28 protein-coding genes and 1 pseudogene are annotated in these 24,516 nt (G+C 60.2%); 16 read left to right on the top strand and 13 right to left on the bottom strand.

Annotated elements, in window-relative coordinates:
* Positions 1 to 162: 162 nt before the first annotated feature.
* From FNH21_RS16390 to FNH21_RS16360, 7 genes are all read right to left on the bottom strand, one after another.
* Positions 163 to 858 carry a M48 family metallopeptidase gene (locus tag FNH21_RS16390; protein ID WP_152817122.1) on the bottom strand — a complete coding sequence of 232 codons (696 nt, stop codon included), beginning with the start codon at positions 856 to 858 and terminating at the stop codon, positions 163 to 165.
* 6 nt (positions 859 to 864) lie between these two features.
* A complete protein-coding gene (locus tag FNH21_RS16385) occupies positions 865 to 1,485 on the bottom strand; it encodes a hypothetical protein (protein WP_152817121.1) in 621 nt (206 codons plus the stop codon).
* Between the two features lie 2 nt (positions 1,486 to 1,487).
* Entirely contained in the window at positions 1,488 to 2,258 is a 771-nt protein-coding gene (locus tag FNH21_RS16380; protein WP_152817120.1) for an AAA family ATPase, read from the bottom strand.
* Between the two features lie 1,092 nt (positions 2,259 to 3,350).
* Positions 3,351 to 3,551, bottom strand: a complete 201-nt coding sequence (locus FNH21_RS16375) for a hypothetical protein (protein WP_152817119.1) — start codon at positions 3,549 to 3,551, stop codon at positions 3,351 to 3,353.
* A 310-nt stretch (positions 3,552 to 3,861) separates the two neighbouring features.
* The gene (locus FNH21_RS16370; RefSeq protein WP_152817118.1) at positions 3,862 to 4,158 is read right to left on the bottom strand and encodes a hypothetical protein; all 297 of its coding nucleotides are present in this window, start codon (positions 4,156 to 4,158) and stop codon (positions 3,862 to 3,864) included.
* A 67-nt stretch (positions 4,159 to 4,225) separates the two neighbouring features.
* A complete protein-coding gene (locus FNH21_RS16365) occupies positions 4,226 to 6,106 on the bottom strand; it encodes a hypothetical protein (RefSeq protein ID WP_338403332.1) in 1,881 nt (626 codons plus the stop codon).
* An 812-nt stretch (positions 6,107 to 6,918) separates the two neighbouring features.
* Positions 6,919 to 7,617: a DUF6308 family protein gene (locus tag FNH21_RS16360; protein ID WP_152817117.1), complete on the bottom strand. Its 699-nt coding sequence runs from the start codon at positions 7,615 to 7,617 to the stop codon at positions 6,919 to 6,921.
* Between the two features lie 200 nt (positions 7,618 to 7,817).
* On the opposite strand from FNH21_RS16360, the gene FNH21_RS16355 reads away from it, so the two are divergent.
* The 4 genes from FNH21_RS16355 to FNH21_RS16340 all read left to right on the top strand — a co-directional run bounded on the left by FNH21_RS16355 (position 7,818) and on the right by FNH21_RS16340 (position 10,715).
* Complete coding sequence (locus FNH21_RS16355; RefSeq protein ID WP_152817116.1) at positions 7,818 to 8,372, top strand: hypothetical protein; 555 nt, start codon at positions 7,818 to 7,820, stop codon at positions 8,370 to 8,372.
* 423 nt (positions 8,373 to 8,795) lie between these two features.
* Positions 8,796 to 9,167, top strand: coding sequence for a hypothetical protein (locus FNH21_RS16350; protein ID WP_152817115.1), 372 nt, complete (start codon positions 8,796 to 8,798; stop codon positions 9,165 to 9,167).
* A 158-nt stretch (positions 9,168 to 9,325) separates the two neighbouring features.
* The gene (locus FNH21_RS16345; protein WP_152817114.1) at positions 9,326 to 9,967 is read left to right on the top strand and encodes a hypothetical protein; all 642 of its coding nucleotides are present in this window, start codon (positions 9,326 to 9,328) and stop codon (positions 9,965 to 9,967) included.
* A gap of 208 nt (positions 9,968 to 10,175) precedes the next feature.
* Complete coding sequence (locus FNH21_RS16340; RefSeq protein WP_152817113.1) at positions 10,176 to 10,715, top strand: GIY-YIG nuclease family protein; 540 nt, start codon at positions 10,176 to 10,178, stop codon at positions 10,713 to 10,715.
* 184 nt (positions 10,716 to 10,899) lie between these two features.
* Here the strand turns inward: FNH21_RS16340 and FNH21_RS16335 are convergent.
* Positions 10,900 to 11,448 (bottom strand): annotated as a pseudogene (locus tag FNH21_RS16335) (recombinase family protein); the annotation flags it as partial.
* Between the two features lie 562 nt (positions 11,449 to 12,010).
* Here FNH21_RS16335 and FNH21_RS16330 point away from each other — a divergent pair.
* The 3 genes from FNH21_RS16330 to FNH21_RS16320 all read left to right on the top strand — a co-directional run bounded on the left by FNH21_RS16330 (position 12,011) and on the right by FNH21_RS16320 (position 14,691).
* Positions 12,011 to 12,436, top strand: a complete 426-nt coding sequence (locus FNH21_RS16330; RefSeq protein WP_152817111.1) for a hypothetical protein — start codon at positions 12,011 to 12,013, stop codon at positions 12,434 to 12,436.
* Positions 12,437 to 12,757: 321 nt separating this feature from the next.
* Positions 12,758 to 13,894: an MFS transporter gene (locus tag FNH21_RS16325; protein WP_241743322.1), complete on the top strand. Its 1,137-nt coding sequence runs from the start codon at positions 12,758 to 12,760 to the stop codon at positions 13,892 to 13,894.
* Between the two features lie 398 nt (positions 13,895 to 14,292).
* Positions 14,293 to 14,691, top strand: a complete 399-nt coding sequence (locus FNH21_RS16320; protein ID WP_152817109.1) for a hypothetical protein — start codon at positions 14,293 to 14,295, stop codon at positions 14,689 to 14,691.
* 94 nt (positions 14,692 to 14,785) lie between these two features.
* Here FNH21_RS16320 and FNH21_RS16315 read toward each other — a convergent pair whose 3' ends face one another.
* A complete protein-coding gene (locus FNH21_RS16315) occupies positions 14,786 to 15,268 on the bottom strand; it encodes an SRPBCC domain-containing protein (RefSeq protein ID WP_152817108.1) in 483 nt (160 codons plus the stop codon).
* A gap of 255 nt (positions 15,269 to 15,523) precedes the next feature.
* Between FNH21_RS16315 and FNH21_RS16310 the strand changes: the two genes are divergently transcribed.
* From FNH21_RS16310 to FNH21_RS16300, 3 genes are all read left to right on the top strand, one after another.
* Positions 15,524 to 15,721 (top strand): MazG nucleotide pyrophosphohydrolase domain-containing protein, encoded by a 198-nt coding sequence (locus FNH21_RS16310; protein ID WP_206687077.1) that lies wholly within the window; start codon positions 15,524 to 15,526, stop codon positions 15,719 to 15,721.
* Positions 15,722 to 15,859: 138 nt separating this feature from the next.
* Complete coding sequence (locus tag FNH21_RS16305; RefSeq protein ID WP_152817107.1) at positions 15,860 to 16,366, top strand: GNAT family N-acetyltransferase; 507 nt, start codon at positions 15,860 to 15,862, stop codon at positions 16,364 to 16,366.
* 105 nt (positions 16,367 to 16,471) lie between these two features.
* Complete coding sequence (locus FNH21_RS16300; RefSeq protein WP_241743321.1) at positions 16,472 to 16,900, top strand: GNAT family N-acetyltransferase; 429 nt, start codon at positions 16,472 to 16,474, stop codon at positions 16,898 to 16,900.
* A 376-nt stretch (positions 16,901 to 17,276) separates the two neighbouring features.
* Here FNH21_RS16300 and FNH21_RS16295 read toward each other — a convergent pair whose 3' ends face one another.
* Entirely contained in the window at positions 17,277 to 17,834 is a 558-nt protein-coding gene (locus tag FNH21_RS16295) for a hypothetical protein (protein ID WP_152817105.1), read from the bottom strand.
* A 64-nt stretch (positions 17,835 to 17,898) separates the two neighbouring features.
* Between FNH21_RS16295 and FNH21_RS16290 the strand changes: the two genes are divergently transcribed.
* From FNH21_RS16290 to FNH21_RS16275, 4 genes are all read left to right on the top strand, one after another.
* Positions 17,899 to 18,495 carry a TetR/AcrR family transcriptional regulator gene (locus tag FNH21_RS16290; protein ID WP_191932083.1) on the top strand — a complete coding sequence of 199 codons (597 nt, stop codon included), beginning with the start codon at positions 17,899 to 17,901 and terminating at the stop codon, positions 18,493 to 18,495.
* Between the two features lie 139 nt (positions 18,496 to 18,634).
* On the top strand, positions 18,635 to 19,231 hold the full coding sequence (locus FNH21_RS16285) for a class I SAM-dependent methyltransferase (protein WP_152817103.1): 597 nt from the start codon (positions 18,635 to 18,637) through the stop codon (positions 19,229 to 19,231).
* Between the two features lie 126 nt (positions 19,232 to 19,357).
* Positions 19,358 to 20,947, top strand: coding sequence for an AlbA family DNA-binding domain-containing protein (locus FNH21_RS16280; RefSeq protein WP_152817102.1), 1,590 nt, complete (start codon positions 19,358 to 19,360; stop codon positions 20,945 to 20,947).
* 464 nt (positions 20,948 to 21,411) lie between these two features.
* Complete coding sequence (locus FNH21_RS16275) at positions 21,412 to 21,705, top strand: hypothetical protein (protein ID WP_152817101.1); 294 nt, start codon at positions 21,412 to 21,414, stop codon at positions 21,703 to 21,705.
* A gap of 58 nt (positions 21,706 to 21,763) precedes the next feature.
* Here the strand turns inward: FNH21_RS16275 and FNH21_RS16270 are convergent, their stop codons facing one another.
* The 3 genes from FNH21_RS16270 to FNH21_RS16260 all read right to left on the bottom strand — a co-directional run bounded on the left by FNH21_RS16270 (position 21,764) and on the right by FNH21_RS16260 (position 23,395).
* A complete protein-coding gene (locus FNH21_RS16270; RefSeq protein WP_338403331.1) occupies positions 21,764 to 22,282 on the bottom strand; it encodes an HAD family hydrolase in 519 nt (172 codons plus the stop codon).
* 95 nt (positions 22,283 to 22,377) lie between these two features.
* The gene (locus FNH21_RS17520) at positions 22,378 to 22,902 is read right to left on the bottom strand and encodes a GNAT family N-acetyltransferase (RefSeq protein WP_152817100.1); all 525 of its coding nucleotides are present in this window, start codon (positions 22,900 to 22,902) and stop codon (positions 22,378 to 22,380) included.
* A gap of 85 nt (positions 22,903 to 22,987) precedes the next feature.
* Positions 22,988 to 23,395: an ASCH domain-containing protein gene (locus FNH21_RS16260; RefSeq protein WP_152817099.1), complete on the bottom strand. Its 408-nt coding sequence runs from the start codon at positions 23,393 to 23,395 to the stop codon at positions 22,988 to 22,990.
* Between the two features lie 137 nt (positions 23,396 to 23,532).
* Between FNH21_RS16260 and FNH21_RS16255 the strand changes: the two genes are divergently transcribed.
* Together FNH21_RS16255 and FNH21_RS16250 are read left to right on the top strand one after the other, a co-directional pair.
* Entirely contained in the window at positions 23,533 to 24,033 is a 501-nt protein-coding gene (locus FNH21_RS16255; protein ID WP_152817098.1) for a DinB family protein, read from the top strand.
* Between the two features lie 112 nt (positions 24,034 to 24,145).
* Entirely contained in the window at positions 24,146 to 24,481 is a 336-nt protein-coding gene (locus FNH21_RS16250) for a hypothetical protein (RefSeq protein ID WP_152817097.1), read from the top strand.
* The last annotated feature ends 35 nt before the right edge of the window (positions 24,482 to 24,516 follow it).

The following is a 24,516-nucleotide window of genomic DNA, read 5'->3' as shown; positions in this document are numbered from 1 at the left end:
ACCGAGGGTGAATGCGATGACTGCAACGCTGACTCCGAGTATTCAGGATCGAAGTAATGCTGCGGGGCCATCTACGAAGACGGCGAAGACACCTGCATGAGCTGCGGCGAACCTCTCTGAGCTACGCCGAGTCTCCTAGTGCGGGCACTAGTCGTCTGACGACTATCCCCTCTCGACCGGGTGTTCCAGCTCGGCACGCATCGCATCGATCCTCATAGGCACATAGGGGTGGGTACTGAAGATCAATCCCAACCACTGATTGAAAGGTTCAAAGAGGGCCCTTCCCCACCGTCGAAGACCGCGGCGCTGGACGGCGATGGACGAGCTGCGGTGCGGCAGTGACGCCCATTGCAGGGCGCCCGCCATCGAGCCCTGATACCGAACAGCAAAACGGTCTGCTGCGCGTTCCTCCGCGCGACTGTCCGCCAGCACGAGAGCCAGGTACGTGGTGTACGCAAAGAATCCGAGCCAAACGAAGATCCCACCGAATGAAGACACAGGACTCATAACGGCGCCGACGACAACCCACAGCGTCCAGGCAGCTAGCACAGTCCCGAAGACGACCATTCCGGTCTTGAAAAGACGGTCCTTCACGCGCCGACCCGCATGCTCTTTGTAATGGCCCACCTCATGCGCGAGGAGCCACGTCAGAGCATCATCGGGATACTCCCTGACGACCCGGAGTGGCACTTCAATGGTGGGTACACCCTGACGGGCATGGAACTGCGCCGTGAAGTCAGACCCCTTCCTGCCCCGCAACTTCTCAACAATCACCACGGCAGGCAGCGGGAGCCCGGCGGCCAAACATGCCTGGTCTACCTTTGAGCGCGCAATGGGCAACGCCTCATCCTCATCCAAGAGGATCTACTTGGGAGGCCGGCGGGGAAGCCGTGCCGGCGCCGGCGGCAGCTCCGTCCGTCCGCTGCGCTGCTTCACATCAGCCACAGCGGCACGCACAGCGTCCCTGACGAAGGACGAGCGTCCGTTGAGAACCGCGAGCTTCTGCCGATCCTCGGTAATCGCCTCATCCATGGCACTGAGGGCGCTGGTAGCAACGTCAAAGCTCCGCGGCCGCGGAGGCTCATCCCTGGTCTCCGGTGGTATCGCTGTAACAACCTTCTGCCGGCGGTTCGGTGACAGGCGCGCATGCCTGACAATCGCCGCCTCAATCCACTCGTTGAACGCGTTAGGGGTGGTATCGCTCAGATCGAGATCCACCATGTACGCGCTCTTGGCCTCTTCGAACGTGACAGCCTGCCAGCTCGTACCCAGCCGGCTCTTCCCGACGGGACTCGCACCACTGGAAACCCTCTCCTTCGGGGGCTGTACTGGGGCCCTCACAGGCACTGGCTGAGATAGGCGGGCAAGGTCACGGTTGACCGTCTCAGCGATCGCAGCAGCTTCGCGTTCCCGGACAGTCGTCGGTGACACCTGAGGGGCGACGGGAGTCCGCTTTGGCAGACTCACCCTTTTGGGATTCGCCATGATCAGAGATTCCCTTCCGGCATGATCTGAGCGAACGCTGCGGCGTAGTCCACTGCGACAGGGGCTGTCGGGCGGTAGGCGCTGATGGTCAATGCAGCTGTGTATGCGTCTTTCACCGTGACGGCTTCCCGGATGGGAACTGTGACCCTGCCCGGGTAATGCTCCGTGATCGCCTCCACCACTTCCCGATCAAGGATGCGCCGCTGGTCATAGCGCGTCGGCATCACCCACCCGATACGGATACCGGGATTGATGCGCTTCCCGAGCGTGACCGTGAGAATGGCGTCCAACCGCTCCAGCTGGTCGTAGGACTCCGTAGCAGTTGCTACAGGTGCTATCACCACGTCCGCAGCGGCTAGGCCCGCCAGGGCGAGCCCTGTAGCCGAAGGCGGGGTGTCAATGACGATGTCGTCGTACTCCCCCGCAACCGACGGCAGGTGATCGCGCAGCGTCGTCACGAGATCCGCCGGCGGCTGGGATTCCACCGCCGCAAGCTCATGCGTTCCCACCAGAACGTGTGGCACGACGTCCGCAGGTATCGAAAGGGCTGGCACCGCGGCGTCTGCCGCGTCAGCGGTCGCCGTCAACACCTGCGCGCTCCCGTACTTGATCTCCGCGTCCTTCGTGAGTCCAAGACGGTGCGAGAGGTTGCCCTGCTGGTCGAGGTCGATCGCCAGGACGCGCCTGCCAAGGCGCGACAGATAGTACACACCCTCAGCTGCGCAGATGGTCTTGCCGGTTCCACCCTTCGGCAAAGCGAATGTATAGATCACGCGCACTCCTTTAGTCTTACGAGTCTTATGAGTCACTCTAGCTGTTGGAGTCTTTGAAGTCGTACTAGCTCATCGGTGCGTCGACGCTCCGTGAAACGAACGGGCCCCTGCCTCCCCGCCAGGTGAGGGGCCAGCTGCATGCCGGCCCCTCGCCTCGTTACTCGGACTGAGAACGCTTCAGTTCGCGGATCAACACGCCCTGTGACGCCAGAACGATGATGCTCATGACGAGATTGAGATAATCCATTCGCTGTTCCCTTCTAGGTATCGGACAGATAAAATAGGAGGACCCGGCGGCCGCAACTGACGGTCACGACCACCGGGCTGATGAGTGACTACCTTCCTGCACGATGCTTTCGCTTCCGAGTTCCAGCTCGGGAGCGTTTGCGCTTTAAGCGCACGCTTTGTGCAGCGAGAAGAGTTGCGATTGCCGTCGCCAGCTGCACCACCGCAGTAGTGAGTTCGACTGCGTCGTTACTCATAGCCACACCTCCTTCCTGCCCCGACATGCGGGGCCCCACTGAGCCAGCCGGTCGAGGGTGGACTGTCAATCCCGAAGAGTGACCAGGACCGGGGGCGAAATAAGGGAGCACCAGCGACCGCGTCCCCGGTGCAGGGCGCGTGGATTGACTGGACGGGCCCCCGGACGGCTACGATCAGCGGCCCTGTATGACGGAGAAAGCCCCGCCCCGCACAACGGAGAAAGATTTGCAGGCCGCAGCGAAGCGGAGGACCGAAGCCTTTACGCTGCTATTCCAGTTCTATGTGCGTTACAAGTCTTTTTAGTCTTACAAGTCTTATACCCCTTGTAAGTCTTATTAGTCTTTGTAGTCCTATATGTTTTTGGGGGTTCCAGCTTTTGTACCGCTGGTGGAACTCGTAGCCTCCAGCCCACCCGGGCACGGCACAAGCTCCCCGCGGCTCCGCTGCTTGTCCCGTACACATGTGGACAGCAGGGACCAGGCGATCGCCTGCACACGATCACCACGGTCACCACGGTCACCATTGCTTGAAGGTCACCAATGGCTAGTGGTGACCGTGCACAGTCTGGCTTGTGTACTCGATCAGGATTTCAACCAGCTGGTCCGCGACTCAGTCTGTGATCGGGTCGGCGTCAGGGTGAGGACGAGCCGGCTCCAAGCGACTACCGACAAATCCCTGCATCAGGTCATCGATGTAGATGAAGGCCGCACCTGGGCTGGGGTTTCGCCCCGTCACGGTATTCATCTCGATCCACGCCTGGAGTTTCACCGGGTCGATGGTCTTATCAGCAGGAATGTTTGATCCGTTCATGACCTGACCCTACCTATCCACCGTGATGCACTGGCAGCTCCCGTCTTGGCAGTCCTAAAAGTCTTATTGGTCTTTTACACCTTGCAAGTCTTTATAGTCTTTACAGTCTTTGAAGTCTTATGTTTTACAACAGTCTTAGACCCTGCTCTGCAGCCGTTTAAACGAGGTGGAGCTGGGAGTGTGAGTGCAATCAGGGCGGCGTGTAGCCGGTGACGGGGTTTCTGCTGTCCATGTGTGTGCGGGACAAGTAGCGGAGCGTGGGGGAGCTGGTGCCGTGCCCGGGTGGGCAGGAGGCGCGGCCACTGTGCGGTCAGGGTGTGGTCGCGTTCCACTCCGCGAGGAAGTCGCTAAGTGTCAGCTGTGCCAGGTCTTGTTCGATGCGCATGAGCAGGTCGGCTGTCTCGTCGCGGGTTCCACTGCTGACACGCAGCACTTCCTCTCCGGTGGTCCTGTACCTGACCACGATGGTGCCGAGTGAGGCCCCGCTGAAATCTCCGAGGAAGAAGGCTTTGGCGTAGGCACTGAGCCACCGAAGACCGTGACCGAGGCCCCGGTGAGCGCTTGAGTTGATGAACGCTTCGAGTTGGTCGCCGGCAACTTCAGACATTGTTGAAACCTCCATGCGGTGCAGCCCGTGGAACTGCTCGCGGCCAAGTTGAGTGTTGTGGTCGATGCTAAGCCGCTTGTCTCGAGGCGTTCCAGAGGGATCGCTGGTACTCGTCCTCGTTCTCGAGGGGCGGTAGCCAGTGATCGTCTACTTCTGCGTCGTGCAGCTCGTGCTCGTTGAGCTGGGGGATGAGGTGGCGGTCCAGCCATGCGTGCCAGGCGGCGCGTTCTTTGCGGTAGCGGGTGAGCTGGGCTTCACGGTCCTCGGTAGCACCGAGGCGGTCTGCAAGCTGGGCGAGGTTGGTGGTGGCTACGAGTTCCCAGCGGCCGTGGTGTCTGCGGATCATCTGCAGGGCTTCCATGCCGGCGAGGTGGTCGATGAGGGCACGGCGTGAGATGCCCGTGGTGCGGGTGAGGTCGGCAGTGCTGGGGGAGTGGTGATCGCGTTCGATGGCTTCGTAGGCGAGGGCTGAGACGTCTCCGAGGACCCGAAACACGGGGCGGATGGCGTGGATCTTGCCTTTGCGCCAGGTGAGCTCGCGCGCGAGCTGCTGGAAGTGTTCTGGGAGCTGGACGGCGTAGGTATCAGCGTTGCGGCCGCGTGCTCGGTCGATGCGGGTGAGGATGCCTGCCGATACTCGTTCGAGGATGGGTAGGAGGCGGGCGATGGTGGCATGGCTCTTGCCGAGGGCGAGGGCGAAGGTGCGGCACCCGACGTCGAGGATGTTCGTTTCCATGGTCCGCATATAAGCCAGGACTGCACGAATGAGGAAGCGCAGGTGAATGCCTTCCCTGCCTCGTTCCATGAGCCGGTAATCGAGAGTCGCGTAGAGGACATTCTCGAGGTCGTTCACGAGCTGATGAATGGAGTGCTGGCTTAGCTCTGTGAAGGGTTCGGGGCTGCCCCCCGTGAGGTAAGTACGGCTTGTGTCGTATTTGTGCGCAGTCTTCTTCCCTGCTCGCTGGGAGGGGTCTTTCGCTGGCGCTGTGGCGGCGGTGAACGCTTGGGCTTTGGCCCACTCGAAGGGCAGGAGCCGGTCGGTCTTGCTGCCGTAGAGGGCGGCGAGGCCAGCGAACTGGTTGGTCATGCCGGCGCGGACCTGGTCGAGGGTCCAGTGGCAGGAGGCGAAGTGGTTGAGGACCGCCATGCGGGCTTCGGAGTGGCTGGCATAACGGCTGGTGTCGTAGATCCCTGTGCGGGCCACCGAACGCAGCGGGCGCTCACTGCCCACCGATGGTGCCCCAGAGCCCTTCGCGATCGCGCGGACGGCTGCTGTCGCCGCTGTCGCGCGTTCCTGTGCGCGGCGTTGCTGCTCGATGCGGTACAGCTCCGGTGCCAGCGCTCGGCGCAAAGCTTCTACCGCGCTGACGGGGTTGCGGCGGGTCAGAATGCCGTAGGCGTCCGTGACCGACGTGACGAGCCTCTGGTGGCCACCGGTCTTGTGTGCTGATCCTGGGACGCGGATGCAGCCGTGGACGATGTTCTGGTGCGGACTCGGGTCGAGGCTGGCGGCGCGATGTCCGAGGGCTTCGACCAGCTGGCGGGCCTCGGCTGCGGTGATTGGTTCCTGCAGCGGCACGTACAGGTGGCGGCCGCCACTTGGGGACTCGTCCTCAACGTAGGCGAGGCCTGCTGTGCGCAGGATCCCTCCGAGGCGGCGGGCGTCGTCATCAACGACCGATTTCCGGGCCTTCGAGGTGTCGAGGTCGAGGCATAGTGTGCGGACAGAGCCGTCGACGTCGTGCAGCATGACCGCCGCCGGACGCGCAGGAGGCGTCCTGGTAATCGGCAGGGGAGTGGTGGGCCGCGGGTACTGGAACCGGCCGTCCTTCCACCGCCCGAGACGGTAGAACTGCTGGCCCGCAATGAGCGGTGCGAGAACCCACGCAGCGACACGAGAATCACCACGGCGCGTCGGCGCAGGAAGATGTGGAGGTGCTTCAAGCACTCAGGTACACTCTTTCTCATATACAGGTACGGCCTGAGAAGGACGTAGTTGGTTGAGCGGTTCACCCGGTGCCTGGCAGCGATGGGGTGAAACGCTTCGAGAATTGAATATGACGAGGGTCCGCCTAGGCGGACCCTCTCGCTTTAACTGGCTTTATCGAAGGACAGGGCCTCCTGGTTGGAGAGTTTGGCTTCGTCGGCTCCTTCGAGGTACCCGTAGATGTTTTCGGCTACGAGGTCACTGACGGACATGTCCAGCTTCTCCGCTATACGGAAGAGCTTTTCAGCGTCAACCGTGTTGATGCGGAACGTCACAACCTGACGGTCGCCCTTGCTAGGGCGTCCGCGCTTCTTAGGTCCTGAAGGTGCCATAGCTTCAACTTATGATTTCTGAATCACTTAAGTGGGAAGCTAAACGGCGTGTCGCACGGCTTCGCTACCGGAACCTCGATGGTCGAGGACGCTTGGACGTAGATGTGGAGCTACCCAATCAACAGGTATCAAGCTGCCGGCTGACCAATACCTGCGCGAGCTGATGCCTTCAGGTTCACGACGAGCGCACCTCCGCACGAGTCATCCGCGTCAGTCGCTGACAGCTGCGCTTTCAAGCCCGCCAAGACCATCTGGGTATAGGTCAGGGAGTTGAGTTGCAGGGTGTCGGTACCGGTCTCGCTAGAAGGTCGTAAGCAGCGTGCCACCGAGCTCCTCGCTTGAGTTCTTCCGTCGGTTTTCGTTGAGCTAGCAGTGTGAAGCGAGGTTCGAGGTGAAGACGACGATGGGGCTCGAACCTCTTGGCCAGGGACGAGTGCAGGGTTAGGCGGGGAGAATCATGGAAGCCGCGGCGGTTGCGATGTCGCGCCGTCGGGCTTTCTCCGCGAGGCCTTCCTGCCACAGCACGATGTCCATGATCCTCAGGAGCGAGGGCTCGTAGCCGAGGTCGAGGATGCCCGAGTCCCAACGGATCTTGTCGAGCCGTTCCGGTAGCCCTAACCCATCCGTCAGAGCTTTGTGCCAGTCGTGCCAGTAGTGGCCGGCCCCGATGAGGTCCTGGATGACCTTATCCACTATTGGTATGAGGTGCGGGCGCTTGCGGGCCATGATCTTGCTTGCCGTCGTTGACCCGATGTCCCACTTGGCACCGTTACGGCGGGTAATGACCTCCCATAGCTCCTGCGCGGGGCTATCCATTCCAAGATGCCGCTCGTAGCCTTTCTCGTCGAGGTCCGACATCCTCACATTCGTCGGAATGAGCGACAGAAGGCGGTCGACGTTGTTCTTCTCGTCGCGCATCAGCCCGATGGCAGCCATCGGCGGCACCTCCACACTGAGGAAGGAGACCGCCACGAAGTCATCGCCAGTCAGTTGATTGGCGACGTCGGCGCGATCACCTCCGCCCGCCCATTGGTCGAAGCTCGCCCCGGTGCGCGGGAGTCCTTGACGAAAGTCGGCCCGGTAGTAATCGCGCACGTGTGCGATGGCCTTCTCAGTGTCTTCCAGAATCTCGTGCAGCATTTGCTCCCCCTTGCTGAGAGGTGCTCATACACCCGCAGCTACAGTAGCGCCTGAGTAGACAGGAACTGCTGATGCCTGGGTGTCTGTGCACGGCTGCTTCGATAGTTGAACGACCCGGGATACCCAACTATTGACAGCCGGTTGATTTATGATGCATAGTTGATTATTCCGGAAGGGCCAACTATCCAAGGAGAGCCATCATGCTGCACATCACCGTCACTGCGAAGAAGTCAGTGGATCCTGAACTGGATGGCCTCGGCCGACCTTTTGTAGGGTATGAAGCTGGAATGACGCCTGACGAAATGTACGAAGCGAACCACGGGGAGTGGGCCGTCGGAGCGCGTGCACAGAACGAGAGATTCGCGCTTTTCTCCTTCGGCAGGACCGTCATCCAGGCCGTCGAGATCGAATCTCTCGAACTCACTAACGAACGCGAACCTGACGACACAAGGGACCACCGATACACCATTCACGGGAAAATCCTGTCCAATGGACATCCGGTCTTCGACAAGTACGTGGGCAAACCAACTCCAGTCAGCGTGGCCAGGAATCCTGTCCGCTACTTCAACGACGAAGAACTGGATGGCGGCTCTGGAGCACTTTGCCGGTGTGGCTGCGAAGGATGGACAACCCGAGGCGACTTCATTCCCGGGCACGACCAACGAGCCATCCACGAACGAATTGCCCGCATCGGTACGGTCGCTGAGTTCCTGGACTGGATGGACGTCGTTAGACCCGCATCACTCAAGGCATGATTCAGAAGCTTCCGCCCGAACCGAGCAACCGGGCGGAAGCTTCTGATCCATTCATGCAGCACTCCCGGCATCCACGTACGGGGTGGGCGAAGCCCGAAGGGTGAGAGCTCCAAGCCGTCCACCTGTGAATGAACTCGACACTCAGTCGCAAACCACTTTCAATCCCGCGCTCCGCCATCGATATGCCAATGTGTCTGAGGTAGCTTTCGCGAGGGCGGGGGCCGTACATCGAAACTGGGGCTCAGACGTATGAACAGGAAATTTTGGCTAGTCGGCACTCTCCTCGTCGTGACGGTGGTCGGATGCAGTAGCAGCACTGAACCACAAATAGAACGGGACACAGCACCTGAGAGCGTTCAATCATCCGCAGCGCCTTCTGCCTCTGAACCCGCGTTGCCCGACGTCGCAGCGTTCGGGGACACCGTGACCTTCGCCGACGGTATGACAGTAACGATACAAAGCGCAGGTCTGAAACCTGCTTCGGCCTACGCGGCTGGAGCTGTGGAGGGCAAAATCGCCGCGGTGCAGATTACCGTGACGAACGAAGGCGAGGAGGTCGTGGACGCGGCCGGCGTCTCAGCGCTGACCGCTTCCGCAGGAGAGACCGGGACGCCTGCGCCCTCCGCGGCCGATGAAGGTATTACCAACCCAACCCTCGGTTCGATCCTGCCCGGAGAAACGAAAACGGGCGTTTTCGGGTACGGTCTCTCAGCCATTGACGCTCAAAAAGTTCAGTTGGAAATCTACGGCAACAACTTTGATGACAGGGTCGTTTTTACAGGAGCGATCTCCTAACACGAGCGTCGCACCGATGAATGAATAGTTCGCACAGCGCTTCACGGCCGAGGGACGAGTCCCGCAAGAACCGCGCCCGCCCGCATACAACCACTGCGGAGCCGCTGGAAGCTGCGACTACTGTGAACACGGACTGGCTTCACATATGGGGGATTCAGATGCGTCCGGACGACGAGCTATCAGCATTGTTGCGTCAGGCGTACCTGCCCTGCAGTAATTTTGGGGTCTGCCGGGAAGCACGGTGGGCACCGGAATCGGGGCACATCCCGCGTGGTTTCCTCGGCGCAACGGGTGCGCTTGAGGACGTGGAGCTCGTGATGGTCTTCGCGGAACCCGGACATCCTCACCCGTCGGAGATCTACGACCCTCAGGACGGTCCGGATACGTTGCTTGAAAATGGGATGCGTCATGCGCATCAGTCCTTCGCGGAGGGAACGGATCTGTTCCATCGCAATGTCCGCTGGTTCATGGATCAGCTGTACCCCGATCTCACCTTCGATGAGCAGCTTCGCCACGTGTGGCTCACCGAGGGCCGCCTGTGCTCAATCGATAACGAGATCGGCAGCCAGAGAGACCACCGATGCGCTCAGCGCTACCTCCGGGCCCAATTGGAGATGCTTCCGAACGCGACAGTCGTTGCCTTCGGAGGCAAGGCGCGCGACTACGTTCGGCGCTTGAAAGTCGAACCTGAACACGTCGAGGCGTACGCATTGGCGCCTCCCGGAGCCAACCACAAGCCAGCGCGGCCGAGCTGGGAACGGGCGATCGAACTCATCAAGTCCCGGCGGACCCAGGACTGACGACGACAAGCACGATCCGCGGCCTTCTTCTGCAGATGCCGACTTCTTCTCGGCGTCCGCAGGTACTTGTCCCAGGCCACTCGAAGGCCGAGTGAGAAATCTTCTTAGCCGGCGCCATGAGCGGCTCGGTTCGGCCTCGGCGTATGAGCACCGGTCAGCCTGGTCCTCCTGCTCTTGTCTGCAATTCTGATGGCGATACTGTTGCGTCGTGACGAACTCCTATGACCAAAGCGATCTGAACATTTACGGTGCCGAGGATGACTTCGAGATGGACGCCATCCTTGATGCGATGGAGAAAGCGACTTCGTCGACACCGCTCGACTCCACTGAGCCTGCGGACAAGGACTGGAGTCAGCTCCTTGCGGTGCCGAGACGTGCTGCAAGTGGTCTGACCCGCGCGGATCTGCCTAATGAGCCTGGGGTCTACCTGTGGTCACGTGGTGGGGCACCGCAGTATGTCGGGAAGGCGACAAGTCTGCAGACGCGGCTCTCGACGCACCTTGGCGGAGGCGTGAACCTTGCGGGATCTTCGTTGCGTCGGAACGTATGTGCACTGCTGTTTCAGATCCCGCCGAATGTCACGGGCAACCCGACCCGGCAGAAAGTGACGACTGAGCAGGCGACAGCGATTCGGAACTGGCTGCTGAGCTGCGACGTTTCATGGCTCCTTGCGCGTACTGAGCATGACGCTGCCGCGTTGGAGACTCGGCTTCGGCATGCATTTCGGCCGCCGTTGAACAGGGTGTAGCCCTCAAGCTAGGAAGTGAGGCTTATTTAGGTGAAGGGTTCGGGGTCGTAGCAGATGCCGAGAGCAAGCTGTCGTAGGGGCTGACTGTGAGGATTTCCCTGGTATCGGCGGGCAGACTCTCAACGAGGGTACGCAACGTGCTCTCCCCGTCAGGATCAGCCTCAGGCTTCTGACCGGATCCGGCGCGGAGGTATGCATACACGGTTTCACGGCTGATGCCGTACTCACGGGCCAGTACCGCTTTAGGTACGCCGGCAGCGGCCTTCTCACACAGTTCGATTGCCCGCTCCGGGCTCAGAGATCGGGAACGTCCCTTGTAGGTGCCACGCACTTTCGCGAGGGCTATTCCTTCTCGCTGGCGTTCGCGGATCAGGGAGCGTTCGAACTCAGCGAACGCGCCCATGACGTTCAGCAGCAGGGTCGCCATCGCATTGTCGTCCCCTGTGAACGTGAGCTTCTCGTGCACGAACTCGATCCGGACGCCTTTTGTGGTCAGTCGTCGGACGATGCTGCGTAGGTCCTCGAGGTTGCGGGCGAGCCGATCCATCGAGTGAACGACCACAGTGTCGCCGTCACGGACGAAATCGAGCATGTCCTCTAGCGCGGGCCGATTCTGATCCTTGCCTGACGCGTGATCGGTGTACTTGCGGTGAAGGGCGACTCCATCGAGTTGACGGAGCGTCGTCTGGTCAAGACTGCTCACCCTGATGTAGCCAACGCGCTGCCCGGTCACCCAAGTACCCCTCATCTGTCAGCTTTGACTCTAAGACCTGTGACAACTACTGTCCACAAATGATAGATCGGAGTCTAATCTGACGGTTTACGCCACATCGTCTGACGTCAGGTATGGGTGTACCCAAACGCAACACCTGTTGGGCGGACCGCCTCTATGCCGAGAGTGTCAGAGACAGTTGGAAACTCGTGACCAAAATTGTGTGCCCGCCCCGGTCCCATTCACCCGCCTAACTACTACGATCAGCAGACGATCATCAGTTTCGTTTGGGGGAACAATGGAAGCGACAGCCAAAAAGTGCGTCCAGTGGGGCATCATCCTCATTGTGACCGGCGGATTCATGTTGGTACTCCTTCCGCAGCTGATGGGTGCACTTGCAGAATCAGTGGGACCGACGGCCTCTATCGGGGTCGGACTCGTGGACCTTGTTCTGACACTGGTTCGATGGGCACTGATACCGATGGGCACGACCCTCGTCGGCGCAGCTATCGTCATCAGAACGTTGGCCCCGGCGCTCGAGCGATCAAGGGAAGCTGAAGCCACGGACGCGCAGATCTAAACCATGTCGATCATGCGACGATCACCAGTCCTAGTGCTCACCGGGTTACTGGCCGGCCTCCTAATCACCGGATGCACCGCCGGAGACCTCGAAACGGAGAAGCAGCCCCAACCCGCACCCGCTGGCCCTGTCCCTTCGGCGGTTGCAGAACCTGTATCGGGCACCTACACGGGCACGCAGACCATCGAGCTCGGCGAACCGCCCGAGGACGCCACACACATCGGCGCCGAATTGAAGTGCCTGAGCGCCGGCACTCTGACTCTGACTGATGGCTTCGAGGTGATCTGCCAGGCCTCGCCAGGCACCACCACGGCCAAGTCCTCCTACGAGCTCCAACCAGGGCAGCACTCCGTGACCATTACCGCGACCAAGCCTGACACCCAGTACGAGGCAAAGTTCGTCTACGAAAACGGCCCATCCATCCGCTAACCCCTCACCCAAGAAGAAATGACTTAGTGCAGAGAAAGCGGTCAAGAAGCTCCGCGTGTATCGTCGATGTTGCTCTCGGTGTATCCCAACGCGACACCCACGTGTCCTGACCGAAACCCTCCGCGCCGGGTTCTGGCCCAATCGGTTCCGGACGAGCTTTCAGCCACCTGGAACGGCTAGTTATGGGGTCGCTGCAGTAGTGCTGTGGAGGGTTGGTCTCGTACGGCTAGGATCGAGCGCATGCAGGGGGACATTGCACGGGGCCGCACCCGTCTCGGATCAGCACTGGTCGCAGCAGGTCTCACAAACGGGCCAGCTGAGTTGCTCGATTTCCTGATTCCGCTCTGGGCCGGAATAGCCCTCGGCGCCAGTCCCGCACAGGTGGGCTTCCTCGTTGCACTGGAGATGATCGTCTCCGTCATAGCCCGCCCGATCGCCGGGCACCTTGCAGATTCCCGGAAACGCGAACGCATTGCCGGTCTCGGGGCCCTCCTGTATGCCTTGTCCTGCTGCGGATACGCAGTAGCCGGCTCCTTGCCTCTGGCGTACACGGCAGCAACTGTCGGTGGTATCGGCGGAGCACTCCTGTGGGTTTCGCTGCGAGCCATGGTCGGTGAGCATCTCCCACAGGATTCCGGTGTGTTCGCCCGGCTGATGTCCTTCCAGGAAACCGGGGTATGGATCGCTTTTGTTGCCGGCCTGATGTTGCTGGGGCAGTTCGATTCGTTTCCGGTGACCTTCTTCGCCGGCGCGGCGGCATGCGCGATAGGCGCCGTGCTTCTTTTCCTCAGCCCAGCACCCGCACCGTTGCGGTCAGCGGATAGACAGGCATCCACCACGCCCCAGGGGTCACGTGTCCTGATCGGTTCGCTGCGCCCGATGCTCATTGCGACGCTGATGACCGCGCTGGCCGAGACCATGATCGGGATCTTGCTGCTCCTGCATCTTCAGCGCGCGTTCGAGCTGGGTGTTAGCGGAATCGCCTACATCTTCCTCCCAGGAGCGATCGCCATGGGAGTCCTTCCACCAGTGCTGCACAAGGTCGTCCTGCGCATCGGTCGGCGCGCCGGGATGATCGTCGGGTCCATCCTGAGCGGCGTCTTTGCCATCTCCCTGGCATACGCTTCCGGGCCCCTGATCATCGCCGCTCTATGGATTCTCTGCGGGGTGGCATGGGCGTTGGTGATGCCGATCGAACAAGCCGTGATCACCGAGAAGTACCCGCACCAGATCGGGGCAGCGATGGGGATCTACACAGCTGCCACGCTCATCGGAGCAGCTATCGGGGCCTCGTCCGCGGGAATGCTCTACGATGCCGCATCCTGGCAGCTCACCTGCTTCATCGCAGGAGGAGTGATCCTCTCCGGAGCCATCGTAGGTCCCTGGGCACTACGCAAACTCGGAGTAATGGATAAACCGCTCCACTCAGACTTCACCCCCACAACCAGCCACCAATAATGCCCACCAGCTTCGCGCCCCACAGCGGGATCGGCTTCCGTGCGGGCGGCGCTGCGCAGGGTGTACCCCAACCCGACATCTACTGCAACAACTGATGCACGTACGAGGAGCCTGTGCATGCATTCCCATCTCCGGGGTAAACGTGTCGGTTCTTGTAATCGCCTGCACACATCCCAGAGGGGTTTGCAGGGGCGACCGACCGATGCTTACGGGCGCGCCTCTCGGCATATGTCGATGCGTAACTGCACGTGATGGGGCGCCTCCTGTTGCTGCGGGACAGTAATTGATTCAAGGGTTAGGTGGCGAAGGCTCGATAGTGAAATCATGCCGATATGGTGAGCTACCAACGATTCCAGGCAAAGTGTGTGGGGCGAACAGGGGCGGCCGTAGGCGTGTTCGTGGCGGTGGACCATCTACGCCGCGCGGGACGACTCAATGAAGAAGAAATCACCCGCTACGCCCTTGCTGATGCATGGTTCCAGGAGAACCTGCCCAACCCGCCGTTCTACGCGGATGGAAATTCCGTCGGCGCTATCACCTGGTTCAGGGAGCAAGCTGACGACATGACGGACCCTCTTCAGCCGCTCCTAGATATTCTTGATGCCAAAAGTGTCATATGGGAGCGCGAAATTTCATCTGATCCTGGTCAAATTGTCTACCAAGACCAATGGCAGGTGGGCGCCATTCCACCATCGCGGCTGGCGATGACACCGCTGCCCTATCCCGGGGGGCTTGGACCGAACGATTGGTTCGAGGTGCGAGAACAGTACCTTCAAAAATCCCGCACGCAACCATAGCTAAGCAACACCGCTCGCACAGCTATCGACTTGCGGTCATCATGTCTATGCTCACGAGGTGGTTTGGCTACTTTGACAGGCACTGTCGCAGTACTCAACGAAAGTCGGTCTCAGACTTGGAAAGTTCTTCATAGGTTGGCCAGAAGTCATTCATGGATCGAGGCTGACCCAGAAGCAGCGCTTCAAGGTAGAGCAGGTGCGTGTGCCATCCAGGAAGGTAGTTGCGGGTCTCGTCTCCTAGCCCCTCGTGCATCACGTCCATACGGGTCCCACCCGCTTCAGGAGCGAGCCTTATGAGGACTGTCGATAGAGGTTCATCTGGAAACTCCCACGTCATCTGGAGCCGACGCTCCGGTTCACATTCCATGATCCGGCTGGTGCAGAAGGAGTCTGCCGCGTGTTGAATTTTTACGACGTCTCCTGCAACGAACCTTCCAGCAGCTAGCTTCCCCAACCACTGCGGCAATGCCACCGGGTCGGTGAGAGCCCACCACAAGCGATCTGCCGGCACGGCCATGTGCCAGGTATGCGACACCGAATTATCGATCGTTCGAATCGAAGAATTTATGAGAGGCATGACCAGACACTAACGCGGGTACGGGGGCTCTCTGCCGTGCTGATTTGAATCAGCGCGCACTCTTACAGCAAATCGTGTCCGGTAGAGAGATCGACCTGCGCATACCTGCTCGACGGATACCTATGCTCACCCGTGCGACGGGCTGGCGCAACATAGGGTGTGCAAATGGAACTAGAGCACTGTTCGCACCAAGTGGAAGAAGTGTCTCGGGCCCAACCCCAGCGCAACGGCATCCAACGAGATGACTCCTGATTCATGCTGAAGCTGCATGAGGAGGTTGGTGAGCTCACTCAGGCTTACCTGATGAAAGTTGGCCAGGCGCGAGACAAAGAGCTCTCCCCGGCTGAGATCAACAACAACTTTGCAGCCGAACTGGCAGATGTCCTTGGGCAGGTACTACTGCTGGTTCGGCACCACGACGTCGATCTCGAATCAGCAATCACTAGTAAGTAGTTGGCTTGGCTACCGGCCAGTTCAGGGGACACCGACTCCGGGTTACCCGCAAAAACTCCATCCCTCTGAGGGATCCTCTGCCGCTCATCGACTTCGCCTCTCGGGCAGGTCCAACGACTGCCCGTACCATCTGAACCCATGGAACTACGTCTCCTTTCCACGTCCGATGAGGACCAAGCCCTACTCGCCCACAGGGAACTGGCCGCTGAGCAGTTCGATTTCCTCTTCAGCTACGACGACGGTCTCGACTGGGCGGAGTATCTCGAGAAGGTCGAAGACACACGACAAGGCCAGAACCTTCCCGAGGAGCACGTCCCGGCTACTTTCCTCATCGCGGAAGTCGACGGAGACCTCGTCGGCCGGATCTCAATCCGCCACAGTCTGAACCCGTTCTTGCGCACTGTCGGTGGGCACATCGGGTACGCGGTTCGCCCGCAGTTCAGGCGCCGTGGTTATGCCCAGCAGATGTTGAAGCACGCCCTCACTGAAGCGAAACGGCTCGGGATCGATCACGTCCTGGTGACCTGCGACGCGGACAACCTGGGGTCCAGAACTACTATCGAAAGGTGCGGAGGTGTCCTCGAGGCTCCCTTGACGGCTGATACTGCTGAGACACCGAAACTGCGCTACTGGATCGACACGTAGACCATGGATCCTGTTCAAACCTCGGTTCGCCCAGCTGTTGACCACGATGCCGGGCGCTTAGCGGAGATTCACATAGCAGCGTGGCAAGCGACGTATCGAGGCATCATGACCGACGAGCGTCTCGACGGCATGAGCATCGAGCGTGCAACGGCTCATTGGCAACGGAACATCACCGACCCAGCCAAGGGCACAGAACACCTGATCGTCACCCATGACGATCTCCCCGTCGGCTTCGCCATCTTCGGCCCAGCACCAAATGACTGCGCCCCCGACACCGGACAGCTGTACGCCCTCAACCTGCACCCAGACTGGTGGGCGCAAGGACTCGGGTCGACGCTCTTTATCGCATCCGAGCAAAGACTGACCGCGCTTGGCTACGCACGGGCCTTCCTCTGGGTGGCGAAAGGCAACGAGCGAGCCATCAGCTTCTACAACAAGCACGGCTGGCTCGACGACGGGGGCACCCTGGAGGACGCACATTTCGATCCCCCAATCATCGAACACCGACACAGCCGCATGCTCAACCGCAGCTGACTCGACCCGAGTCTCCTACAAGTCCGAAGTCAGGGCAGCCGCAGCGCACGCACCGATCGATCATCGTCGAAGGTTGTCGTAAGCCGATCGATCCTGGTACGGACGTTGGTCGGCCATCCAACGCTGCGAGAACCACGCCATTCACCGCTGCGATTCACATCGGTGTCCCGCATACGGTGCGTTCACCGGGCGTTAAGTCGGACAGGTCTTACGGGAATGGGGCCGTCTGTCGCGAGTAGGACGAAGCGGTCAGCTCGATGTCGGGTGTAGGTGTGCCGGTGGGGACCGGGTAGCGGGACGCAGTTCTGGCCATAACTACCTCACCAGCAACAGCCGTGTCCAGATTGATTGCTTGCTGTCAGCCAGCGATCGATGATCAGGGAGTGGAAAGGTTCTGGACGGTCGATGTAGAGAGTTTGCGCGGCCAGATGGTGTAGCTCAGTGCCCAGATGAATTCGGCGGCGACGACGATTCCGAGGATGCCATTCCATCTTGTGAGCGCTTCGGTGCGGACAGGGTCGTCGATCCACCAGGTGATGGCTGCGAGTATTCCTCCGGCGATCACTGCAGCGCCGAGGGTTCGCAGGAAGTCGCCCCAGCACCGTTGGGCGTATCGCGCACCGGCGAGCTTCGATGGTGCCGGTCCGTCGGCATATCGATGGGCGAACCGTGTGTCGGCCCAAGCAATCATCCGATGGCCGTAGGTGATGGAGAACCCGATGTAGAGGGCGGCCAGACCATGGTGCCAGGAAGCTGCAGCACCGCTGGATAGGTGCACGGTAACTGCAATGAGCAACACCACATCGATCAGCGGAGCACAGAGGAGCAGGGCAGTGCCGAGCCGCTTGGCGCCGAGGATGTATCGAGCTGCGAGCCCGGAAAGGATGGCGGCCCAGAACCCTACTTCGCACGCGATGATGATTCCCAGAATCATGAATGCCCCTTGTTAGCACGACTGTGCCACGAAGTTATCACACGGTCGTGTCAGAATCATGGTTATGCCTAAGTTGATCGACAAGTCGGCCCGGGAAAGGCTTATTGGTGAAGCCGCCTGGCGGGTCGTCGTACGCGATGGGATCACGAGTCTCTCCGTCCGCAACGTCGCTCTGGAAGCTGGAATTGCCGCTGGATCTTTGCGGTATGTGTTCCCGACGCAGGAGGTCCTGCGCGTCTACGTGCTGGACCTGGTCCGTCAGCGCGTCCTGGACCGGATTGTCGCGATTGAGCCTTCGGTGTCGCCGCGGGAGACGGTGGAGAATTACTTCTCCCAACTTCTACCGCTGGATGCCGAGCGTCGCGTGGAGATGGAAGTCTTTCTCTCCGTAGGGGTTCTCGCCCTGACAGATCCCGTACTCCAGCCCGCCTACGATCGAGCGCACCAGGACCTGCGGGCAGGATGCTTCAAATTCCTCGAACTACTCACGGTGGATTCGAAGTACGGCGGACTTGACCCAGCCGTCGAGACAGCGCGCACCCACGCCGTCATCGACGGGCTCGCACTCCACCTCATTCGACAGCCCAAAAACGAGGACACGAACTGGGCGGCAAGAGAGCTCTCCCGCCATCTCGATTGCCTCGCCATGGAAGGACGATGAATCATGTGGTCATCCGTCACCACGCGATCGTGGCCGCATCCACTGCCCTCGGCGTCAGTGACAGGAATCTCGTCATCCACCCGTCCCGGTCAGGGACTGGCTTGCGGGCGCAGATTTGAAGGTGCTTAGACTCGATCGCATGACTAACGAGGTGAGCGAGGCGTACGCGCGTCGTGCAGCGGAGTACGCCGGGCTCTTCGGGTCGATGGATGCTGTACATCCGTCCGATCGTCAGCTCGTAGCCACTTGGGCTGAGGGCATCAATGGTTGCGTCATCGATGCAGGCTGTGGTCCTGGCCAGTGGACGAACTTCTTAACCGAGCATCGGCTCGCTGCTTGCGGCGTGGATTTAGTCCCCGAGTTCATCGAGCACGCACGCACCACTTATCCAGGTGTCCCATTCGAAGTCAGCAGTCTCAACACCCTCAATGTTGAAACCGGCACGGTAGACGGAATCTTCTCGTGGTACTCGCTCATTCACCATGAGCCCAGCACGATCGGGATTCCCCTTCAAGAGTTCGGCCGGGCTCTGAAACCAGATGGTGCGCTGCTCATCGGCTTTTTCGAAGGCCCCCTGGTCAACCAGTTCGCCCATGGAGTGACTCCGGCGTATCGATGGCCAGTGAGTGTTCTTAGCGAGAAGCTTGCTGCCGCCGGCTTCGAGGTAGTCGAAACTCATACCAGAACAACTTTAACTCAGCGGCCCCACGGAGCAATCACCGCTCGACGTAAATAGGTGCAGTGAACCATTCTGCAGCGTACGCGCCCCACCCTGCTTCAAGGGGCCAACGTTCTGCCCTGGGCGACTCAGTTCATTTTCGTTGTCCAATTCCCATCTCGAGATAGTGAGTAGAATCAATAAATGAGTGATAGCCCCAGCGAAATTCCCGGGTCGATACCTCCCTTTGCTTATGACGGTCAGGTTGGGGAGGAAAAGCTCGTCGAACTGTTGGCTCTCGGGGCGGAACGGCCTGATCTAGATTTCAAAAGGGAACTGGATCTAAAAGACCTCGGGAAGAAGCTCGACTTCGTCAAGGACTGCGCGTCCATGATGAACCTTCCTAGAGGCGGGTACCTGGTCATAGGGGCAAATGATGATGGCACCCCGGCGGGAGCCGTTGCCGTACCCACGAAGGAGATGTTCGAGTCTGCTGCGCTGACTCAGATCGTCAAAGGCTACGTCGATGCGCCGGTGGACATCAGGGCACAAGTGCACCAGCTCATGATTGAAGGCAAGCCCGCGACAATGGCCGTCATCTATGTCGCACCCCCTGCTGATGGTCTTCCCGCCGCCATGTCCAAGCCGGGCATCATCCCGCACAAACCTCCTGGGCGCCCTGAGACCAAGTTCCATCAGGGCACAGTCTTCACCCGTGAGGGCACCACCAACGCTGTCGTGAGTCATCGAACGTGGAGCCAGGTACTGCAGAACTTCCGTACCCAAGTTCGAACCGAAGCCCGTAGCGACACCGACGCGTTGATCCGTCGTGTGGTCCAGACGATGGGCGATCGACCGGGACAATCCGTGATCATCCCCGACCTGGCCATGGATCCTGCCACCTTCATCGACGCTGTACGCTCGACCCTCAACGAGGGGAACGAGCGGCTCTTCAAGCGGTTCCTCCTCACCGCGAAAAATGCCTACCAGAACAGCTCTACAGCCGAGGAGCAGTCCGCTACCCTCAACCGGATCGCCGCGGTCGCCACCGAGGCAGTGCTGATCTCCGAACCTGCTGTCGTGGAGCACGTGATGAACACGCTCTTCGAGCTGTACCAGACACACTTGATTACACCGGACAGAACAACTGGTGGGCCCGGAGCACCAGCGAAGTGGTTAGAGATCATTTTGCGCGTGATGGCAGTAGGGTCCGCCGCCATCCGAGCCGGCATGTATGAGGCCATCCCAACGATCGTCCTTCGACGCATCGGCGACGAAACATACTCATACCGATCGTGGATTCGCCACGGTCTGGTCGAAGCTTCCCGAGCAAACATGTTCGTTAGGGCCGATGCGTCCGGCAAGGGAGGGAACCTCATCGCCTTCACCGCCGCACTCCTCCTCGAGACCCCAGAGCTACGTCCAGACATTGAGCTACCGTCGGGCACTGACTCTCCGGATGTTTTTCTCGACTCCCTATGTCAGTTCGACTTCATCTGGTGTTGCCTGTCACTGGCAGCCAATGACGGATCAATCGGGGCTGCTTTCTACCCGAGTTGCGCCATGTACCACCAGCACCGGGTAATACCGGCACTGTCCAAGCTGGAGGGCGAACCTGAAACGCGACAAGCGGTTTTTGGAACAATCCCGGACCAAGAAATCGCGGATTCCATCGTTACGGTCATCGATTCTGCCGAGGGCCAGTCTTGGCAGTCTGGTGGATGGTGGCGCGGTCCTCGTGATCTTCCCTTGTCTGGATGGACGAGAAAGAACGCCTCTATCCTCGAACGTTAGACGTTTTAGGGTCGGTAGCGGATCGTCATATGGGGCGGCCAACTTGAGACCGATGGCTCTACTGTGAGCGGATGGCTGAACGGATGTATGTGAGAGACGTGAAGCGACTCCTCGAGCCCATCCCTTAGCGCCCTGTGGGGAGTCGTTCCGCTTCGTGGTTTGTATTGATGGGAAATGAGGCCTCAGCTATCAGCAATCCTTCTACCCCGTCCTCTACAGTTCGAGGAACATCGTCAGAGAATACCGAAGTACGTGGGGGTAGCAGTATGCGCCGTACGGCCTCAACCATCCTGATCGGCAGCCTCCTCGCGCTGTGCGGATGTACGTCCTCGTCCCCGGCACCCGATCAAACGACTCCTTCCACAGTTGAGGCCAGCGCACCGAGTCAAGCCGTAGCGCCGACGCCTGCAGCCACAACACCGACGCCGGGCCCGATACTGGCGTACCAGCCGGCGAATGAGACGGTGCTCGGCTTTCTGGATGAGCAGGAAGGGACCAATGCGCTCGGGCCGCTCTCGACGGAGGCACCTGCGATCGCCGTGTACGTCGGCTGCAGGGGTACTGGAACAGTAGACGTCCAGGCCTCAAGCCTCGGCAGCTTCACGGCACCGTGTCAGGTCGACCCGGAAGGTGAGGGCCTGCGGAACGTGTTCGATACCCGCTCCATAGAGGGAGAGTTTTCTGTGGAGGTCGAGGGCGAGACCGGTCAGCAGTGGGCAATCAGCATTACCGAAACCACCCAAGACACCCCGGGCTGATTACACCGCCATCGGTGTGCATCGCACAAGCGGATCCTTCACTGAGATCTGTTCGGGGCTAGGTGAACGCCCTCGTTAGCTCGGTGAGGGATTCAAGGCGTACATCGGCAAGGTCGACCTCAGGGCGTTGCGCGTGCAGGTATCCCCACGGGCCACGACGGATGAAAGCGGTGCGCATACCTGCTGCCCGCGCTGGCAGGATGTCGTTATCCAAGCGGTCCCCGACGTACAAGATCGCGCTGGCATCATGCCCGGCGGTTTGAACAACGCGGGAGAAGAACTGACCAGAGGGCTTCGCTACACCCCAGGCAGCGGAAGAAGCGATGAAGTCCGCATTGAAGCCGAGCTCGTGTAGTTGGGCTTCAACACCGCTTGGCTGGTTCCCAGCTATCCCAACAACGAGACCGGCGTCTCTGGCAGCCTGCAAGCAGCTCAGCGCGTCGGGGTACAGGTCCGCTTGGTCGATGGACGGAGGCTCAGCAGGACGCTCGACACCCAACACGTCCCAGACACCACGATGGTCCTTGTACTGGGCTATCAGGGCGCCGAGTGTCCCCATCAACGCAAAGGGCGTCACTCCCGCACGCTCGGCCTGTGTTGTCTAAGATCGGGATTCATCGACCAGCGTGTCGCCGACGTCGAACACTATTGCTTGAACTCCGGCAGGGAGCCTCACTCTTCCAGGCTCCGTGTCCACCCATTCCGTCTCGTCCGGAATTGCAGGTAGTAGCTTTCCGCTCCAAGGAACACTCCCGGCCCACCTGTTCCTGTCTCCTGCATCCCAAGGGATCGAAGGATCCGCACGGAAGCCGTGTTGGCGACCAGCGCTTCCGCCCAGATACAGTTCAGAGCCAGTTCGTTGAAGCCATACGCAAGGCCGGCTCGGGCGACTCGTTGGCCAAGGCCATGTCCCCAGCGGCATGAGGGGCCAATCACGAACCCGAGCTCCTTCTCGCCCGAAGTCGAGCCGTGAAGATCCACGTACCCGACCAGGTCATCGTCGGCGTCTTCGACCGCCAACCGGATCAACTCACCAGGCGAATACTCGACCTGTCGCACCCAGAAGTCGTGCAGTGCAGCTCGGGACCTTACGGTCCACCCGGTGTGCTGACAGAAAGTAGTGTCCTCTCCCCATGCAGCGAGGACAGCTGCATCCGCGTGCTGCAGAGGCCGCAAGCGCAAAGCTGAGGGAGTCATGTCCTCAACCTATCGGCCCGTCCGCTGGATCTCTCCGTGCGATCAGTACGCAAGCCGATCGCTGGCCGTCCTGGTGACCGATCGGCTACCGAACCACGACGAACCGCTCGAGAACTACCAGTGAGTCATCGGTCAGCTCAAAATCGGATCCAAGTTCTGCCCTCATAGCTGCTGAGGACCAAAACTCACTATGCCCGGCCCGCCACTGCGCCACGGACTCGTACCCCTCACCCTCGGACACCGCATGTTCTAAGGGAACATCACCCAACCGAACCGTGACTACTCCGGTCGTTTCAATGACGAACGATTCCCTGCCCTCCGAGTCGATGACGACGCCTCGCTGACCGACCATCGGAAGCGGTTCGTCCTCGATCTCGTACTCGCGCAGAAGCGAAGTTGTCGTGGTCTTGGCGCCGGACTGGATAGCAGAGATCAGCGAATCGCGGAGGGAGCCGGGAAAGGCAAACTCAACAGGTGGAAGGACAGCATTCATGTCACCAGCTAAGCAGAGCCCGGCAAGTTCGTAAGTCGATCGGCATGGGACTCTTGTTATGGCCGGTCCTCAGTTCTTGGTTGGTGGGGTTGGGCGCGCCTATGCCACGCCTCGACCGCCATGACTAGGTTGGGCAGATGGACAACGACACTCGGACTGAGCCGCCGACGGCAGCCGGAGAACGGGAAACCCTAACCGGCTTCCTGGAATACTTCCGTGCCACTGTAGTGATGAAGGCCAGTGGCCTCACCGATGCCGACGGCGCTAAGCGGCTCGTGCCCTCGCTGACAACGGTGTCAGGTTTGGTGCAACACCTGACCGACGTTGAGCAGTTCTGGTTCCAGGACCGCATCGACGGCCGACACGATGTTCCCACCCGATGGTCCGCCGAGGATCCCGACGGGGAGTTCCGGGTAAGCGAAGAGGACAGCCTGGCGGGAATCATCGAAGACTACGAGGCTGCCTGCCGACAATCCCGTGAAGTGCTGCAGCGGCATGGAATGGACGATCTCTGCCGCGGTGGAGGCGGCGCACAAAGTGTGCGGTGGGTTCTGGTGCACATGATCGAAGAAACGGGCCGGCATTGCGGGCACCTAGACATCCTGCGCGAACTGTTGGACGGATCTACCGGAGATTAGGCAAGGAATCTCACGGTCCGCCTGCAACGCCTCGAACACATCTGCGACATGAGCGCACGAGGATCGCCCTACGGGGCGGCCAGCTTGGGACCGATGGCTCTACTGTGAGCGCATGGCTGAACGGGTGTATGTGAGAAACGTGAAGCGACTGCTCGAGCCCATGTTTGAGTTCATGCTCAATCCCACAGAGCTACAGTCGCTGACCTTTCGATTGGAGAAAGTCGCCGACCGTGGGCGTGGCAGCGAGCTTCCTGCGGACGCGATCATCGAAACGCATGACGCTTGGGTCAAGTGGCAGGTGCTGGGTGAAGAAGGTGGATCTGGAAGCCTTCGGCTTGATGACGGTGTAGACGCCCTCGTTCGTTCTGTGCAAAGCGATTTTCAGGACTTCATCGCTGAAAGCCATTTCGGGTGGGGTGAACTGCGTGGCCCCCTCAACCACTCTTAGCCCATCACCCCGTCCCGTAGACCGATCCTCGAGCG

The organism is Arthrobacter bussei (genome assembly GCF_009377195.2).
In the GTDB taxonomy this organism is placed as follows: domain Bacteria; phylum Actinomycetota; class Actinomycetes; order Actinomycetales; family Micrococcaceae; genus Arthrobacter_D; species Arthrobacter_D bussei.
This window is presented reverse-complemented; position numbering and strand designations above follow the sequence as displayed.